Annotated in this window: 18 protein-coding genes; 10 read left to right on the top strand and 8 right to left on the bottom strand. The window is 64.0% G+C overall.

All coding sequences use genetic code 11. The features are described from left to right. Positions 1 to 72 precede the first annotated feature (72 nt). Positions 73 to 1,158 carry an AI-2E family transporter gene (locus RX330_RS19180; RefSeq protein ID WP_212084878.1) on the bottom strand — a complete coding sequence of 362 codons (1,086 nt, stop codon included), beginning with the start codon at positions 1,156 to 1,158 and terminating at the stop codon, positions 73 to 75. 260 nt (positions 1,159 to 1,418) lie between these two features. Between RX330_RS19180 and RX330_RS19175 the strand changes: the two genes are divergently transcribed. Next, positions 1,419 to 1,646: a hypothetical protein gene (locus RX330_RS19175; RefSeq protein ID WP_212084865.1), complete on the top strand. Its 228-nt coding sequence runs from the start codon at positions 1,419 to 1,421 to the stop codon at positions 1,644 to 1,646. Positions 1,647 to 1,775: 129 nt separating this feature from the next. Then, the gene (locus tag RX330_RS19170; protein WP_018317940.1) at positions 1,776 to 2,078 is read left to right on the top strand and encodes a hypothetical protein; all 303 of its coding nucleotides are present in this window, start codon (positions 1,776 to 1,778) and stop codon (positions 2,076 to 2,078) included. Positions 2,079 to 2,105: 27 nt separating this feature from the next. On the opposite strand, the gene RX330_RS19165 is transcribed toward RX330_RS19170, so the two are convergent. The 3 genes from RX330_RS19165 to RX330_RS19155 all read right to left on the bottom strand — a co-directional run bounded on the left by RX330_RS19165 (position 2,106) and on the right by RX330_RS19155 (position 3,505). Further along, entirely contained in the window at positions 2,106 to 2,525 is a 420-nt protein-coding gene (locus RX330_RS19165) for a hypothetical protein (RefSeq protein ID WP_212084863.1), read from the bottom strand. Positions 2,526 to 2,668: 143 nt separating this feature from the next. Further along, positions 2,669 to 2,887, bottom strand: coding sequence for a hypothetical protein (locus RX330_RS19160; protein ID WP_212084861.1), 219 nt, complete (start codon positions 2,885 to 2,887; stop codon positions 2,669 to 2,671). Between the two features lie 333 nt (positions 2,888 to 3,220). Next, the gene (locus tag RX330_RS19155; protein ID WP_317239423.1) at positions 3,221 to 3,505 is read right to left on the bottom strand and encodes a hypothetical protein; all 285 of its coding nucleotides are present in this window, start codon (positions 3,503 to 3,505) and stop codon (positions 3,221 to 3,223) included. A gap of 195 nt (positions 3,506 to 3,700) precedes the next feature. Here RX330_RS19155 and RX330_RS19150 point away from each other — a divergent pair, with 195 nt between their 5' ends. From RX330_RS19150 to RX330_RS19140, 3 genes are all read left to right on the top strand, one after another. Then, the gene (locus tag RX330_RS19150; RefSeq protein WP_212084857.1) at positions 3,701 to 4,288 is read left to right on the top strand and encodes a formyltransferase family protein; all 588 of its coding nucleotides are present in this window, start codon (positions 3,701 to 3,703) and stop codon (positions 4,286 to 4,288) included. A gap of 184 nt (positions 4,289 to 4,472) precedes the next feature. Next, positions 4,473 to 4,823 carry a hypothetical protein gene (locus RX330_RS19145; RefSeq protein ID WP_249153255.1) on the top strand — a complete coding sequence of 117 codons (351 nt, stop codon included), beginning with the start codon at positions 4,473 to 4,475 and terminating at the stop codon, positions 4,821 to 4,823. Further along, positions 4,768 to 5,313 carry a hypothetical protein gene (locus RX330_RS19140; RefSeq protein ID WP_212084855.1) on the top strand — a complete coding sequence of 182 codons (546 nt, stop codon included), beginning with the start codon at positions 4,768 to 4,770 and terminating at the stop codon, positions 5,311 to 5,313. Before RX330_RS19145 ends, RX330_RS19140 begins: the two co-directional genes overlap by 56 nt. A gap of 50 nt (positions 5,314 to 5,363) precedes the next feature. Here RX330_RS19140 and RX330_RS19135 read toward each other — a convergent pair whose 3' ends face one another. Further along, on the bottom strand, positions 5,364 to 5,762 hold the full coding sequence (locus RX330_RS19135) for a RidA family protein (RefSeq protein WP_212084853.1): 399 nt from the start codon (positions 5,760 to 5,762) through the stop codon (positions 5,364 to 5,366). Positions 5,763 to 5,911: 149 nt separating this feature from the next. On the opposite strand from RX330_RS19135, the gene RX330_RS19130 reads away from it, so the two are divergent. Together RX330_RS19130 and RX330_RS19125 are read left to right on the top strand one after the other, a co-directional pair. Beyond that, positions 5,912 to 6,784 (top strand): DMT family transporter, encoded by an 873-nt coding sequence (locus RX330_RS19130; RefSeq protein WP_317239422.1) that lies wholly within the window; start codon positions 5,912 to 5,914, stop codon positions 6,782 to 6,784. A gap of 208 nt (positions 6,785 to 6,992) precedes the next feature. Further along, the gene (locus RX330_RS19125; protein WP_317239421.1) at positions 6,993 to 8,420 is read left to right on the top strand and encodes a caspase family protein; all 1,428 of its coding nucleotides are present in this window, start codon (positions 6,993 to 6,995) and stop codon (positions 8,418 to 8,420) included. A gap of 83 nt (positions 8,421 to 8,503) precedes the next feature. On the opposite strand, the gene RX330_RS19120 is transcribed toward RX330_RS19125, so the two are convergent. Then, entirely contained in the window at positions 8,504 to 8,746 is a 243-nt protein-coding gene (locus RX330_RS19120) for a BrnA antitoxin family protein (RefSeq protein WP_212084846.1), read from the bottom strand. Positions 8,747 to 8,749: 3 nt separating this feature from the next. Continuing rightward, positions 8,750 to 9,727, bottom strand: coding sequence for a cysteine synthase A (gene cysK / locus RX330_RS19115; protein WP_317239420.1), 978 nt, complete (start codon positions 9,725 to 9,727; stop codon positions 8,750 to 8,752). 323 nt (positions 9,728 to 10,050) lie between these two features. Here cysK and RX330_RS19110 point away from each other — a divergent pair, with 323 nt between their 5' ends. Further along, the gene (locus tag RX330_RS19110; protein ID WP_317239419.1) at positions 10,051 to 11,157 is read left to right on the top strand and encodes an acyltransferase family protein; all 1,107 of its coding nucleotides are present in this window, start codon (positions 10,051 to 10,053) and stop codon (positions 11,155 to 11,157) included. 203 nt (positions 11,158 to 11,360) lie between these two features. Beyond that, positions 11,361 to 11,579, top strand: a complete 219-nt coding sequence (locus RX330_RS19105) for a hypothetical protein (protein ID WP_247527218.1) — start codon at positions 11,361 to 11,363, stop codon at positions 11,577 to 11,579. Between the two features lies 1 nt (position 11,580). Here the strand turns inward: RX330_RS19105 and tgt are convergent, their stop codons facing one another. Then, on the bottom strand, positions 11,581 to 12,726 hold the full coding sequence (gene tgt, locus RX330_RS19100) for a tRNA guanosine(34) transglycosylase Tgt (protein ID WP_317239418.1): 1,146 nt from the start codon (positions 12,724 to 12,726) through the stop codon (positions 11,581 to 11,583). Between the two features lie 210 nt (positions 12,727 to 12,936). Here tgt and RX330_RS19095 point away from each other — a divergent pair, with 210 nt between their 5' ends. After that, positions 12,937 to 14,121 (top strand): patatin-like phospholipase family protein, encoded by a 1,185-nt coding sequence (locus RX330_RS19095; protein ID WP_317239417.1) that lies wholly within the window; start codon positions 12,937 to 12,939, stop codon positions 14,119 to 14,121. Positions 14,122 to 14,242 lie beyond the last annotated feature (121 nt).

Here is a 14,242-nt window from a genome sequence, read left to right as displayed (position 1 = left end):
TTTGATCACAGGCTCGCGCGCCGTCGGGACGTGACGAGACAGCGCGGGCAGATCGCGCCACTCCAGGCGAGATCAGCCCTCGCCCGCCCCTGCCCGATCCTCCGTACGGATCCAGGCCATCATCATCTCCCAGGCCACCGACAGGATGATCGGCCCGATGAACAGGCCGACGATGCCGTGGGCGAGCGTGCCGCCGATCACACCGACGAAGATCACGATCGTCGGCGTGGTCAAGCCCCGACCCATGACGAGCGGCTTCAACATGGTGTCGATGAAGCCGACCAGGACGAGAAACACGGTGAGCAGAAGCGCCGTGGTGACGTCCTTGGCGGTCCAGATCCAGATGATCACCGGCAGCAGCACGAGGAAGGCGCCGATCTGCACGATCGAGAGCAGCAGCACGATGAAAGCGAGAAGGCCGGCGCTCGGCACCGCCGCAAGCTTGAAGCCGATGCCGGCGAGCAGCGCCTGCACGATCGCGACGCCAATCACGCCCTGGGCCACGGCGCGGATGGTCGCGCCCGCAAGCGACAGGAAATGCTCGGTCTGCTCGGGCACGATGCGAAACAGGAAGCCGCGCCCGGCCGCGACCAGCCTCGGCCCATGCGGAAACAAGAAGCCCGCCACGAACACCGAGACCAGAAACTGGAGCGTACCGACGCCGGCATCGCCCGCAAACGAAAGCAGCGGGCCCGCCAGCGGCTGGAGATAGGGCGCCACCTCGCGCACCACCGTACGGATGTTGGTGTAGGCCTGGTCCCAGAGGTCGTAGAGCCAGGGACCGACGAGCGGCCACGTCTTCAGCTGCTCGGGCGCTGCCTGAAGCGCCAGATCGCCGGTGCCGAGCTGCTGTGCCAGCTCGCGCACGCCGTCCACCGCGCTGATGCCGAGCCAGGTCGCCGGGCCGATGACGATGCCGAGCGTGATCAGGGTCAGGATTGCTGCTGCGGTCTTGGGCCGGCCGCCGAGGACCTTGGCGACCCAGCTGAAGGCCGGATAGAACGCGACGGCGAGCACGCCGCTCCACGCCAGGATCGGCACGAACGGGCGGATGATCAGGAAGGTCCAGATGATCAGCAGGGCGAGCAGGCCGAGCCGGATCACGAGCTGGATGACGTCCTCTCCGGTCAGGAGCTGACGGAGACTTTTCACGGGCACTGCCTTCCTTGCGGCATGAACGCAACTTCCGGTGCTTGCGAGGCCTAGCCGTTATTGCCAGCAACGCATCCGGCGTCAAGGCGAGTGGAACTGCCCGGGCCACGGTAGGGAGCAGTTCGGACCATTCCCCATGGCGAGACGGGCCCACAACGCGGCCGGCTTGGCTAACGCCGGTTAACCGGATTTCCCCGCGCCGGTTTACGCCGCTGCAAACGCCGCGTGACTACCGTGGATCGAGATCCCAAAAAGCATGCGGCGCAATGGCCAACACCATCTGGACGATCGAACAATTCACCTGTGCGGGATGCGGTATGGACTACACCGCGACCAGGGAGGAGCACAGCGAAACCCACGCCGGCAGCTTCAAATGCAGCATCTGCAGCGGCGTCGTGCACACCTGGTCCGGCAAGCATCATTTCTTCAGCTGGCAAGCCGTGAAGACACGGCCGCCCGTGTTCGGGAGGCGCTGGGCGGACGTCGAGTGGTAGGCCTGCCACCACCTGCCGCGGCTCATCCGGGACGGACCGGAGGATCGGCCCAATTGCACCGGCCGCGTTTGGACTCCATTCACCGATCGCCGCTAGATCAGGATGGATCCCTCGCGCCGAACAGCAATCATGGCCGACCTCAACGCCGTCCTTACCAGGCTCAACGACCGCCTGCTCCGCCTCGAGGGCGAGCTGTTCGTGCTGCGCTCGCTCGCGCGCGCCACGCTGACGGCGGGCGACGACCATGCGGCACGCATGCGCAAGCTGGTCGAAGCCGCAAAGATCGCGCTCGACGATGAGGCCAAGCGCCCCCTGGACAAGCCGACGCGCAAATATGTCGATGCAGCCACGGCGCTGGTGGAGGAGTTGCTGGTCGAGCCGACCCCGGCTCGGCCGCTGTTCACCGTGATCGACGGCGGCCGGCGCGACTGAGCGCGCCTGCCCTGGCACGGCGATCGGTTATCGCCCGTACATTCCGGGCGCGCGTGCGCCGTTCGGATAGCACTGCCCCTGCGAATAATTGTAATCGTAGCCGTGCGGACAAAGCCCGCCGCGCTGGCCGTGATACTCGGGTCGCCCATAGGCGCCGGGCGCACGCGCACCATTCGGATAACAGCTGCCGGTCGAGTAATTGTAGTCGTAACCGTGCGGGCACAAGCCGCCACGGCGCCCATAGCCCGGTCCGGTATCCCGGGTATAGACACCCGGTGCATGATGATCGTTGGGATAGCAGCGGCCGTTCGAGTGGTTGTAATCATAGCCGTGCGGACATTGTCCGCCTGGCCCCCCTCTGAACTGAACTTGCTCCACCATGGGCCCCGGCGATGCCGCAGGCACGGTTGCAAATGCAAGCAGGCCAGCCAGCGCAAGCTCGATCATGACGTCTCCTCCAAATCACGTGGACAAGCCTAGCAGGATTCGCGTCCCACGAAACGACCCAGGGATTGAGACATGGCCGGCCTGAACCATGCATGAACCGGTCTCGGACTGCGACGACGCGCCGTCCCCCGAGTGTAGCCCCGCTAGATCGCCGTGGAATTCTCCGCCTTGAGCCGGCTGAGGCCAGCCTCGATGATCGCGATCTCCTCGTCGATCTGGCCGATCGGCAGGCTGAAATCATAGCCGGACTTGCTCTTCAGATCGACCGCAAGCCGCTGCCGGTGCATCATCAGCTCGTCGAGTCCGCGGCGGTTCTTCAGCCGCACATAGCTGTCGACGATCTGCTCAATTGCGCTCGGCATGAAGTCTGTCCCGGCGAAAAGGCCCGCGCGGCGCACCCACGCCGGCGGGACATTTGTCGCGGTACGCAATACAAATCCGCGACGGATTCGTCGATACGCCAGGCTGGTTGAGATCGTGTTACCATTCGATGATTTCGCGATACGCGGCCATGAAAAGGCCGCTGACGATTGCGCCAGCGGCCAAAGCCGGGTTCAAAAACGGATGCGGGTTGAAATGTCGCCAGCCCCGGTGGGCACACTCTTACCATCCCACCCGGCCTCGCTCGGTTAAAAACGAAACACAGGAACCAACTTATCGGCCGCTTGCCGTCTCACCGGAACCGCGCGGCAACGCTAATCGGTGACGCAGAAGTATGTGCGCGGCAATCTGCGATAGGCGCTGTAGCGGTAGTACGGCCGGTGAGCATAGCCGCGATAGAGCGCTGGCGGCTCCTCGCCGTAATAGGCCCGGTGATAGAAATTGGTCACCGGCCCCCGTGTGCAGCGATAGGTGTCCCAGGTCGGCCCCACGAATGGCGCGATCCCGGTTTCGGGCGGCACGGCCGGGTACGGTCCGCCCGCATGGGCCGGGATGGCTGCAAGCAGTGTCGCGAAAAGGAAAAACCAGGCGCTTCGCATGCCCTCGCTCCCCAACCGGTGCAATGCCCGCCATGGAAGCACCGGAACGGCCGGCAACGCAATCACGGCGTTCATCGCGCGCCGACGGCCCGGCGCATTGTTGATAACCCGCGCAAATGGCGTCCGGGTGGTGACAGGGCGTCGGGACGTGTTATCGGGGGATGACGCAGTTGCGAAAGACCGGATCGGACACCCATGCGCATTACCCTCGTCGGCTCCCGCCATTTCGGCGTGACCACCTTGAACATGCTGCGGGAGCACGGCGTCTCGATCGTCCGGGTCGTGGTGGCCGATGCCGAGGATCGCCTTGCCGCGACCGCCACGGCGGCCGGCATCGAGGTCGTGGTCCAGGCCAACCCGAAGCTGGTGGTGGCCTCCGAGATTGCCCCCGATACCGACCTGATCATCACGGCGCACAGCCACGCCCGGATCGGCAAGGACGCGGTCGCCGCCGCCAAGCTCGGCGGCATCGGCTATCATCCTTCGCTGCTGCCGCGCCATCGCGGCAAGGCCGCCGTGGAATGGACCATCAAGGAAGGCGATCCGATCGCCGGCGGCACGATCTACCACCTCGCCGACCGCATGGACGCCGGCGCCATCGCCGCCCAGGACTGGTGCTTCGTCAAGAAGGGCGAGACGGCGCGCGAGCTCTGGGAGCGCGCATTGGCACCGCTCGGCCTCAAATTGCTGGCCGATGTGATCGACTATGCCAAGGTCCACAAGGCGCTGCCCGCCAAGATTCAGGACGAGCAGTTCGCGACCTCCGCACCAAGCCTGTCCTAGGCCCCTCTTCCGGCGTTTACCCTTAACGTGAAGGCGCGTTGATTCGGCTTCGAAAATTGCCGCTAAAAACCCAAATAAACCATTGTTCCCACAGGAACAATTTTCGATTTGGCATCGCAACAAATTTCCGTCACATTTGGTCCAGATAAGCGGCAGCATATCAGACAGATTCAAGGACGGATTTATGCGTTTTGCTCGCATCGCGGTGTTCTGTGCCGCTTCAGTTTTCACCGGCACCCTCGCCGCTTCCGCCTTTGCCCAGACCCCCTATGACGGCAATTGGCAGGTCACGATCGTGACCAAGAGCGGCTCCTGCGAACCCACCGCGAGTTCCATGCTGACCGTTGCCGACGGCAAGATCACAGCGCCCGGCGCTAACGTTTCCGGCACCATCGGTAGCGGGGGACTTGTGAAAGTTTCGATCAATGGTGCATATGCTAACGGTCAACTCAGCGGCAACGCCGGATCGGGGAAGTGGAATGGAGCATCTGCAGGCATACCGTGCAGCGGGCGATGGGAAGCGTCGCGCCTATAAACCAATTGAGGCTGGCGCCCGGAACCGGCGGCTGCTGATTGCGGCCGCCGTTTTGTTTGTGTCCGCGTTCGCGAACACCGAAATTAATGCGCAGTCCGGCCCGTTCGCTCCGCTGGCGGGCAACTGGAGCGGCTCTGGCACTGTGACCCTGGACGACGGCTCGACCGAGCGGATCCGCTGCCGGGCCAAGTACGCCCCGATCGGCCCCACCATGGAGCTGTCGCTGACCTGCGCCAGCGACGCCTACAAGTTCAACTTTTCGGCCAACCTCAAGGCTGAGGGTAGTGCCATCGCCGGGAGCTGGTCCGAAGTCAGCCGCAATATCTCCGGTTCGCTGCAGGGACGTGGCGGCGGCGGCCATTACGAGCTGGTTGCCTCCACCGCCGGTTTCAATGCCAACCTCTCGCTGAAGACAAGCGGCAACAAGCAGAACGTCGCGATACGCGCGGACAGCCAGTTCCGCGGGGCGAACATCTCGTTGTCGAAGTAAGCCAGCAGTCGATCTGACAATCGATCCGGCGGCCCCGCCGGATCGATTTTTTATGCGGCCGGCACGAACGCTGTGACCTCGATCTCGACCTTGGCCCGCTCGTCCACGAGGCCACCGACGTAGAGTAGCGTCGAGGGCGGGAAATTGCGTCCGAGCGTTTCCTTCCAGGCGGCACCGATGCCGGCGCCTGCAGCCTCATATTCGCTGCGGCTGGTCAGGTACCAGGTCAGGCGGACGATATGCTCGGGACCGGCGCCGGCCTCGCCCAGGAGCTGGATGATCCGCTTCAGCGCTGTCGCGACCTGCGAGGCCATGTCGGGTGCGTAATTGCCGGCCTCGTCGCCGCCGGTCTGGCCGGCCAGAACCACCCAGCGTCCCGGTCCTTCGACCACGACGCCATGGGAAAAGCCGCGAGGTTTCTTCCATTCGGCCGGCTGCAGGATTTGCATGAGCGGAGCTCTCCCTGTTTTCTCGTTGTTCGATGATGCCTAGCACGACACGCCGCATCGCGGCATCCATAGATTGACCATTGCAAACGGCTGCGATGTCGCCGATACCGGCCGTCCTTTCCGGCTTCCATCCTCCAGCATTTGCCCCAATGAGCGCGACACCGTCCAAAACGATGGCTGCCTTGTGGATGGCCGGCTGGCTGTCGCTGATGCTGGTCATGGCGGTTGCCGGGCGCGAGACCACGCGCGAGCTGAACGTTTTCCAGATCATGGAAGTGCGTTCCGTCATCGGATTCACGCTGCTCCTGCCGATCATCTACCGCGCCGGCGGCTTCAAGGCAGTCGCGACCCAACGCCTGCCGCAACACCTTGCACGCAACGGGGTTCATTATTTCGCGCAGCTCGGCTGGTTCTACGCATTGACGCTGATCGGAATCGGGCAAGTCGTCGCGATCGAGTTCACCATGCCGATCTGGACCGCCGTGCTGGCCGCAGCGTTCCTGTCCGAACGCATGACGATCTGGAAGATCGCCGCCATCGTGCTCGGCATCGTCGGCGTCGTCATGATCGTGCGGCCCGCCACCGGCGAGATCAATCCGGGCCAGTTGATCGCGCTCGGGGTCGCGATCGGCTTCAGCGTTTCCATGATTCTGGCGAAGTCGCTGACGCGGACCGAGAGCACATTATCGATCCTGTTCTGGATGATCGTGGTCCAGGCCGTCGTGGGCCTGCTGCCGACGCTCGCTGTGTGGGTCTGGCCGTCGCCTCGCCTATGGGGTTGGCTGTTCGTCATTGGGGTCTGCGGCACATTCTCACATTATTGCCTCGCCAGCGCGCTCCGGTACGCAGATGCGACCATCGTGGTTCCCATGGACTTTCTACGGGTTCCACTCACCGCAGCGGCCGGCTGGCTGCTCTATTCCGAGCGGCTCGACACCTGGACCGTCCTCGGCGCTGCATTGATCCTGTGCGGCAATCTCCTGAATCTGAAGCCGGCATCCGCGGTTCCCGTTCGCACATAGTGAACCTGGAGCGGCCTTGGGCGACAAAAACAAAGTGGCCGTGTGATTTGGATCACGTTGGGAAGCATTCCCATCGTGCACATTCTGCCACACAGCAGCGGTTTGGATGCGACCTACCTGCCGTTTTGGTGGCACGAAGTCGGGCACTTCGTGTAGGTTCGTTGCCAATTTGTTGCTGCCTGCAATTCGATTCTGTTGGGGATCTCAGATGCGCTATCTCACCCTCCTCGCTTCGCTGATGTGCATGGCCCTGTCGGTTGGTGCCGCGAAGGCCGACCGCCGCGTCGCCTTTGTCGTAGGCAACGGCAACTACAAGAACGTCGCCCAATTGCCGAACCCGCCGATCGACGCCAAGTCGATGGCGGCGACGCTGCGCAATGTCGGCTTCGAGGTGATCGAAGGATCCAATCTCAGCCGCGACCAGATGACGGAGAAGCTGCTCGACTTCGGCCGCAAGGCGCAGGGCTCCGACATCGCGCTGTTCTATTATGCTGGCCATGGCATCGCCGTCAGCGGCACCAACTACCTGCTGCCCGTCGACGCCGACATCAAGTCGGAGATGGACGTCAAGCTGGGCGCCGCCATCAACATCGACCTGACGCTCGAGCAGACCATGGGCGATGCCAAGGTCAAGCTGGTCTTCCTCGATGCCTGCCGCGACAATCCGTTCGCCGCCAAGATCAAGTCGAACTCGGCGACGCGCAGCGTCAACGTGCAGAGCGGTCTCGCCGAGATGAAATCCGGAGAAGGCACCCTCATCGCATTCGCCACCGGTCCCGGCCAGACCGCGCTCGACGGTCAGGAGGGCAACAACAGCCCGTTCACGCGTGCGTTGATCGACAACATCACCAAGCCCGGCATCGAGATCCAGCAGGCGATGACGTCGGTCCGCGCTCAGGTCAATGAAGAGACCCGCAAGGGTCAGCTGCCCTGGGGCCACACCAATCTGACCGGCTCTGTCTATCTCAACCAGGCCCCGACGATGCAGGTCGCCAACGCAGCACCGACCGCTACTGGCATGGTGCCGGCTTCGTCCGGCGGCTCGGACGGCGTCGAGCTCGAATACTGGCGCTCAGTGAAGGAGTCCAACAAACCGGAAGAGCTCAACGCCTATCTCTCCGCCTATCCGAACGGACAATTCAAGGCGTTGGCGCTGGCGCGCCTCGCGGCGATCAAGAGCGGCCCCTCGACCGCGACCCGCGCTCTCAACGCCGGCGTCGATCCCGCAACCTTCACCGATGAGGCGACCCAGGTCACCGAGGATCAGATCGGCCTCGACAAGAGCAAGCGACGCGACGTGCAGCGTCGGCTCACGGCCCTCGGCTTCGACACCCAGCAGACAGGTGCATTCAGCGACGAGACGCGATCGGTGATCAAGCGCTGGCAGACGGCGCGGGGTTATCCCTCGTCAGGCTACTTCAACAAGCACCAGCACAAGGCCCTGCTCTCCGAGATCGTGGCGGCCCCGGCGACCGCGAGCGATAGCAGCCAGAAGGCGGCCCGCCGCGCCGCTGCGCCCGCAGGCAGCAGCGCGCCGGCGCCGGCTCCCCAGCGCAGCAACCCCGGCGATGCTGCCGGTGCGGCCTTCGTGGGTGGCGTCGTCGGCGGCATGATGGGCGGCATGTTCCGCCGCTAAAGACGCGGCGCCCATCTCAGAACACAAAAGCCCGGCACGCGCCGGGCTTTTTCGTTGATCGTTCCCGCAGAAGAGAGCTAGCGCTACTTCCCCGCGGCCTTTCGCAACGCCTCGTTGATCCGGTCCTGCCAGCCCGGTCCGCCGGCCTGGAAATACTCCAGCACGTCCTGGTCGAGGCGCAGCGTGACCTGCTCCTTGACACCGGGAACGGCGTTCTGCTTGGGCGGCGCCACGGCGACCTTGGCCGTCACCTTCTTGAACGCCGCCTCCGCCTCGGTCCTGGCATCGCCAAGCGTGCGCGGCCGCCTCGGTGGTTGGTCCGCCATGTGCTAGATTCCCTCAAACAGAGCCGTCGAAAGATACCGCTCGGAGAAGGACGGCACGATAGCCAGGATGGTTTTTCCCGCAGCGTCCGGCCGCTTGCCGATCTGCAGCGCCGCCGCGATCGCCGCCCCCGAGGAGATGCCGCCCGGAATGCCCTCATGCCGCGCCAGCGCACGCGCGGTCTCGATCGCATTCGTCGAGTTGATCTTCACGATCTCGTCGATCACGGCGCGGTCGAGGATGTCAGGCACGAAGCCGGCGCCGATGCCCTGGATCTTGTGCGGCGTATGCTGGCCCCCTGACAGCACCGGGCTCTCCTCCGGCTCGACCGCGACGACGCGCAAGCCGGCCTTGCGCGGCTTGAGCACCTGGCCGACGCCGGTGATCGTGCCGCCGGTGCCGACGCCGGCCACGAAGAAATCGATGTTGCCGCCGGTGTCGTTCCAGATCTCCTCCGCGGTGGTGCGGCGGTGCACCTCCGGATTGGCGAGGTTCTTGAACTGCTGCGGCATCACCGAGTTCGGCGTCGTCTTCAACAGTTCCTCGGCGGCGGCGATCGCGCCCTTCATGCCTTGCGCCGCCGGTGTCAGCACCAGTTCGGCACCGAGAAAAGCCAGCATCTTGCGCCGCTCGATCGACATCGATTCCGGCATCACCAGTTTGAGGCGGTAGCCGCGCGAAGCCGCCACGAAGGCGAGCGCAATACCGGTATTGCCGGAGGTCGGCTCGATCAGCACGGTGTCGGGCTTGATGATGCCCGCCTTCTCCATCGCGATGATCATGGCCGCGCCGATGCGGTCCTTCACGCTTGCGGCGGGGTTGAAATATTCAAGTTTTGCCAAAATGGTCGCATTCACGCCCTGCATGCCGGGCAGCCGGCGCAAGCGCACGATGGGGGTATTGCCGAAGGCCTCGACGATCGAGTCGTAGATCCGGCCGCGGCCGGGTTGGTGCGCTGCACCCGTGGTGGACGATGCGTCCATGGTGAACTCCCTGAGGCGACATGCTTCTGTCGCGAACGTTGCGCAGTTACCGACAGCTTGCGGCGACGCGCAAGCGACAATGCGGACGGCCCGGAATTCGTGGCAGGGCAAAATTGCGTGGGCAAGCGGGCTATCTGGCTTCCGAGCGAGGCCCAAGCCTCGCGTCCAACCGGTTTCGTTGTCAATCCGTTCACGATTGCCGTGCTGAACTGCCGGCGCGCAGCCTTCCGATCACCGCTTGCGCCCTGGCCAAATGTCGTCCCGGCAGGCGGCGTCCGCCGCGATCGGCCGATCACGGCCGGCGGGAGCGCAGAGAAGGCCTGATGCAGAGACGGCTGGCATTCATCGATACCCTGCGCGGCATCGCCGTCCTGGCGGTGGTGGTCCAGCATGCGCTCGAACTCATCGTGCGGGAGCACCCGACCGGCGCCTATTACGCGTTCCTTCACAACGCGATCGGCTACTACATGAATTTCGGCCGGTTCGGCGTCGTGCTGTTCTTCTTCGTCAGCGGCTTCGTCATTCCCTTCAGTTTTCCGGCCAGCGCGTCGCCCGTGAACGACTTCGCGATCAGTCGCTTCTTCCGGCTCTACCCGGCCTACTGGGCCTCGATCGCGATCGGGCTGGTCACGATGCAGGCGGTCGCGTCCAATACGTATCCCCCGTCGCAGATCGCCGCCAACCTCACGATGCTCCAGTCCTTCCTGGAGGTCCCTCACCTCTGGGACTTCTACTGGACACTGACCATCGAGCTAATGTTCTACCTCGTCTGCATCGTTCTCTTCGCGGCAGGACTGCTGAACCGGCGGCTCACGGCGGTCGCGATCGTCGCTGCAAGCGCTCTTGTCGGGACGGCGGTGGCTGTCTTGGTTGAGGACAGAGCGGCCTGGGTGGTGATGGAGGTCGGACTGAACCTGTCGGCGATGTTCCTCGGCAAGGTCATTCGCGACACCGTCATCGGCGGAAGGCTGCGATGGCGGCATGTGGCTCTCTGCACGGCCCTCTACATCCAGTTCGCCATCACGCTGTCCAGCAAACGCTATGGCGGGATCTACCAGGACGATTTCTTCTACAGCTATTCGATCGCGGCAGCCTATGTCTGCGCGGCCGTCGTCTTCATCGCGTTTGCCGCATTCGGAGACAGGATGGCCTGGCGACCGATCGCGTTCGTCGGCGTCATCAGTTACTCGGTTTACCTGATGTCGCCGTTCGCCATGGAGTGGATTCACCACTACGCCTGGCCGGGCGACGGACCGCTGGCGTGGTTCGTCTTCGTCGCCGCGGTCGTGACCTCGTCAATCCTTGTCAGCTGCGTGACATACTCCCTCATCGAGAAACCCTGGATTTCGTTCGCACGAAGGCTCCGCTCGGACCGCAGCAAGGCGGTCGCGCTCGGGCCAGCTCTCGGCCGGCAGAGTGCGGCGCAGTAATTGCGCGTCATCTTGCGTGAAGCGGCGGGGCGCATTATCGCAACGCACATGGATTGTTTGCGCTGCGATAACGAGGACGAATACGGCCAGCGAACACGTCGTGGTGACGGCAATTTTATAAAAGCCAGCGCTTTTGTGTTGCGACCTCGTCAAAGACTTCTGCTTATGTTAGACTTACGTCTTAAAGCAGGGAGGTCACCACGATGTCAGCAGTCGCTGAAGTGTTGCCGACCGTCGCGCCGAACCGCGATCCGCGTTGCAGCGAGTTGCCTACCTGTCCCGTCTGCGCCGACTCCATGGTCGCCGCCGAAGCATCCGCCTACGTCTCGGACCACGTCATCAGCTACCTCTGGACCTGCGACAATTGCGGCTATGGCTTCGTGACCAAGCACGCCGTCAAGCAACGGTTCGTGTGCAATTGATCTAGCGCGGGGCGATGTCCCCCCTCGCCCAGCCCTCGCGCGTACGCCGATAGAACTCGTCGAATTGTCCGTGTGCGATCGCCTCTCTGATGCCCTGCATCAGGAACTGGTAGTACGCGATATTGATCTCGGACAGCAGCATCGCCCCCAACGTCTCGCCCGCCTTGACGAGATGGTGCAGATAGGCGCGTGCGCAGTCGCGCGTTGACGGCCATGGGCTTTCCTCATCCAACGGACGCGGATCGTCGGCGTGGCGCGCATTGCGAAGATTCACCTGACCAAAACGCGTGAAGGCGACGCCATGCCGGCCATTGCGCGTCGGCATCACGCAATCGAACATGTCGATGCCGCGTTTCACGGCTTCGAGGATGTCGTCGGGCGTGCCGACGCCCATCAGATAGCGCGGACGCTCTTTCGGCAGCACCGGCGCAGTCTCGTCGATCATCGCCAGCATCACCTCCTGCGGCTCGCCGACGGCAAGGCCGCCGATCGCATAGCCGTGGAAGCCGATCCCGATCAGTCCTTCCGCACTCGCATGACGAAGCTGGGGAATGTCGCCGCCTTGCACGATGCCGAACAGCATGTAGCCGTCGGGGGCGCTCTCGAAGGCGCGCTTGCTTCGCTCGGCCCAGCGCAGCGACAATTGCATCGCCCGGTCGATGTCGGCGCGCTCGGCCGGCAGCCGCACGCACTCGTCCATCTGCATGGCGATGTCCGAGCCGAGCAGGCGCTGGACCTCGATCGAGCGCTCCGGCGACAACTCGACCTTGGCACCGTCGATATGCGAGCGGAAGGTGACGGCATGCTCGCTGATCTTGCGCAGGTCCGCGAGCGACATCACCTGGAAACCGCCGGAATCCGTCAGCATGGGCCCGTTCCAGCCCGTGAACCGCTGCAAGCCGCCGAGCGCCGCGATCCGCTCGGCGCTGGGACGCAGCATCAGGTGATAGGTGTTGCCGAGCACGATGTCGGCGCCGGCATCGCGCACCTCGCGCCAGTGCATGCCCTTCATGGCACCGGCGGTGCCGACCGGCATGAAGGCCGGCGTCCGCACCACGCCGTGAGGTGTGGTCAAACGTCCGGTGCGCGCGGCGCCGTCAGTGGCGAGCAATTCAAAGTGATTGGGAAGGTCATTGTCTGGATTCATGGCGGTGCTTATTGCGTGTCGGACCAAGCCGATCAACCCGCCCAACGCACGCCGTGGCCGACCTGTGCCTCAGGCTGGGACACAAAGCAGATATTCGCGCAGGACCCTTGTTAAACAAAACGATACCGTGTAGTTTCATACTGGGGCTTAACGAGATGCCGTGGGCGAATTTGCCGGCGGCGGTCAAACTGTGATCGACAGCCTCCGACAATGCCGTTCCTGTCATGCTCGACCGACGTCTCCAGCCGCTCGCACGACTGGATCAGGCACACAATTGCCCGTCTGACCGGCCTTCTGGTCCTGACGTGCAGCCTGGCGCTCGCCGGTTGCACCTCCCTGCCCCGCACGCCTTATACCGCCGCCGAAGCCAGCACATCGCGGGTGCTCGATATCGACGGCCTCAGACGCTACGCCGACGACCCCGTCACCAAATTCAGCTTCGAGAAGGACACCGGCTCCGCAACGAAGTCCTATCTGGCGCTGTCCGGCGGCGGCGCCGATGGCGCCTACGGCGTCGGCGTTCTCAATGGCTGGAGCGCGGCCCGAACCCGCCCCACCTTTTCCGTCGTCTCGGGCGTGAGCACCGGCGGCCTGATCGCGCCGTTCGCCTTCCTCGGCTCGCAATACGACGACACGCTGAAGGAGGTCTATACCAGCGGCATTGCCGAGAGCCTGTTGAACGATCCGAGCATCATGCGCGTGCTGTTCGGATCCGGCCTGTTCGGCAACACGCGGCTGCGTGAGCTGGTGGCGCGCTATGTCGGGCCGGAGGTCATGGCGCAAGTCGCGCGCGAGAATGCCAAGGGCCGGAAGCTGCTGGTGGTGACGACCGATCTCGACACCCAGCGCACCGCGATCTGGGACATGGGCAAGATCGCCGCGGTCGGCACACCCGAGGCGCTCAAGCTGTTTCGCGAGGTGATGGCGGCCTCCGCCAGCATTCCCCTGGTGTTTCCGCCGATCATGATCGACGCCGAGGGCGAGGGCCGCAAGTTTCAGGAGATGCATGTCGACGGCGGCGTGACCGCGCCGGTGCTGACGCTGCCGGAGGCCCTGCTGTTCCAGGGCAGCCGGTTGCCGGGTAGCGTCAAGCTGGACATCTACATCCTCGTCAACAAGAAGATCGAACGCAATTTCGAGCTCGTCTCCAATGGCACCATCGACGTCGCCTCGCGCAGCCTGTCGGCGATCACCCAGTCGCAGACGCGCTCGATCATCTTCTCGACCTATGATTTCGCCAAGCGCAACCGTCTCGGCTTTCACCTCTCCTACATCGCGCGCGAATATCCGGCGTCGCCATCGGAAGGGTTCGACACCGCCTATATGCGGGCGCTCTATCAATACGGGTACGACAAGGCCGCTTCCGGTCAGGCCTGGAGCTCGACGGTGCCGTGAACGCCGGTGGCGGAACGAGGCCCTGCCGAAACCGTTGACGATACGGCCAATTCGGCCAGATTCGCGATGACGCCTCGGCTCCTGCGCGATATAGGTCGAATGACCATTGTCAGAAACGCGC

The organism is Bradyrhizobium sp. NDS-1, from assembly GCF_032918005.1.
GTDB classification, from domain to species: domain Bacteria; phylum Pseudomonadota; class Alphaproteobacteria; order Rhizobiales; family Xanthobacteraceae; genus Bradyrhizobium; species Bradyrhizobium tunisiense.
Note: the sequence above shows the minus strand (reverse complement) of the source record. Positions and strands in the feature narration are given on the sequence as shown.

Coding starts and splice junctions, on each gene's coding strand:
- RX330_RS19175 (WP_212084865.1), top strand. CDS start 1,419: ATGGCCAACACCATCTGGACGATCGAACAATTCACCTGTGCGGGATGC.
- RX330_RS19170 (WP_018317940.1), top strand. CDS start 1,776: ATGGCCGACCTCAACGCCGTCCTTACCAGGCTCAACGACCGCCTGCTC.
- RX330_RS19165 (WP_212084863.1), bottom strand. CDS start 2,525: ATGATCGAGCTTGCGCTGGCTGGCCTGCTTGCATTTGCAACCGTGCCT.
- RX330_RS19160 (WP_212084861.1), bottom strand. CDS start 2,887: ATGCCGAGCGCAATTGAGCAGATCGTCGACAGCTATGTGCGGCTGAAG.
- RX330_RS19155 (WP_317239423.1), bottom strand. CDS start 3,505: ATGCGAAGCGCCTGGTTTTTCCTTTTCGCGACACTGCTTGCAGCCATC.
- RX330_RS19150 (WP_212084857.1), top strand. CDS start 3,701: ATGCGCATTACCCTCGTCGGCTCCCGCCATTTCGGCGTGACCACCTTG.
- RX330_RS19145 (WP_249153255.1), top strand. CDS start 4,473: ATGCGTTTTGCTCGCATCGCGGTGTTCTGTGCCGCTTCAGTTTTCACC.
- RX330_RS19140 (WP_212084855.1), top strand. CDS start 4,768: ATGGAGCATCTGCAGGCATACCGTGCAGCGGGCGATGGGAAGCGTCGC.
- RX330_RS19135 (WP_212084853.1), bottom strand. CDS start 5,762: ATGCAAATCCTGCAGCCGGCCGAATGGAAGAAACCTCGCGGCTTTTCC.
- RX330_RS19130 (WP_317239422.1), top strand. CDS start 5,912: ATGAGCGCGACACCGTCCAAAACGATGGCTGCCTTGTGGATGGCCGGC.
- RX330_RS19125 (WP_317239421.1), top strand. CDS start 6,993: ATGCGCTATCTCACCCTCCTCGCTTCGCTGATGTGCATGGCCCTGTCG.
- RX330_RS19120 (WP_212084846.1), bottom strand. CDS start 8,746: ATGGCGGACCAACCACCGAGGCGGCCGCGCACGCTTGGCGATGCCAGG.
- cysK (WP_317239420.1), bottom strand. CDS start 9,727: ATGGACGCATCGTCCACCACGGGTGCAGCGCACCAACCCGGCCGCGGC.
- RX330_RS19110 (WP_317239419.1), top strand. CDS start 10,051: ATGCAGAGACGGCTGGCATTCATCGATACCCTGCGCGGCATCGCCGTC.
- RX330_RS19105 (WP_247527218.1), top strand. CDS start 11,361: ATGTCAGCAGTCGCTGAAGTGTTGCCGACCGTCGCGCCGAACCGCGAT.
- tgt (WP_317239418.1), bottom strand. CDS start 12,726: ATGAATCCAGACAATGACCTTCCCAATCACTTTGAATTGCTCGCCACT.
- RX330_RS19095 (WP_317239417.1), top strand. CDS start 12,937: ATGCCGTTCCTGTCATGCTCGACCGACGTCTCCAGCCGCTCGCACGAC.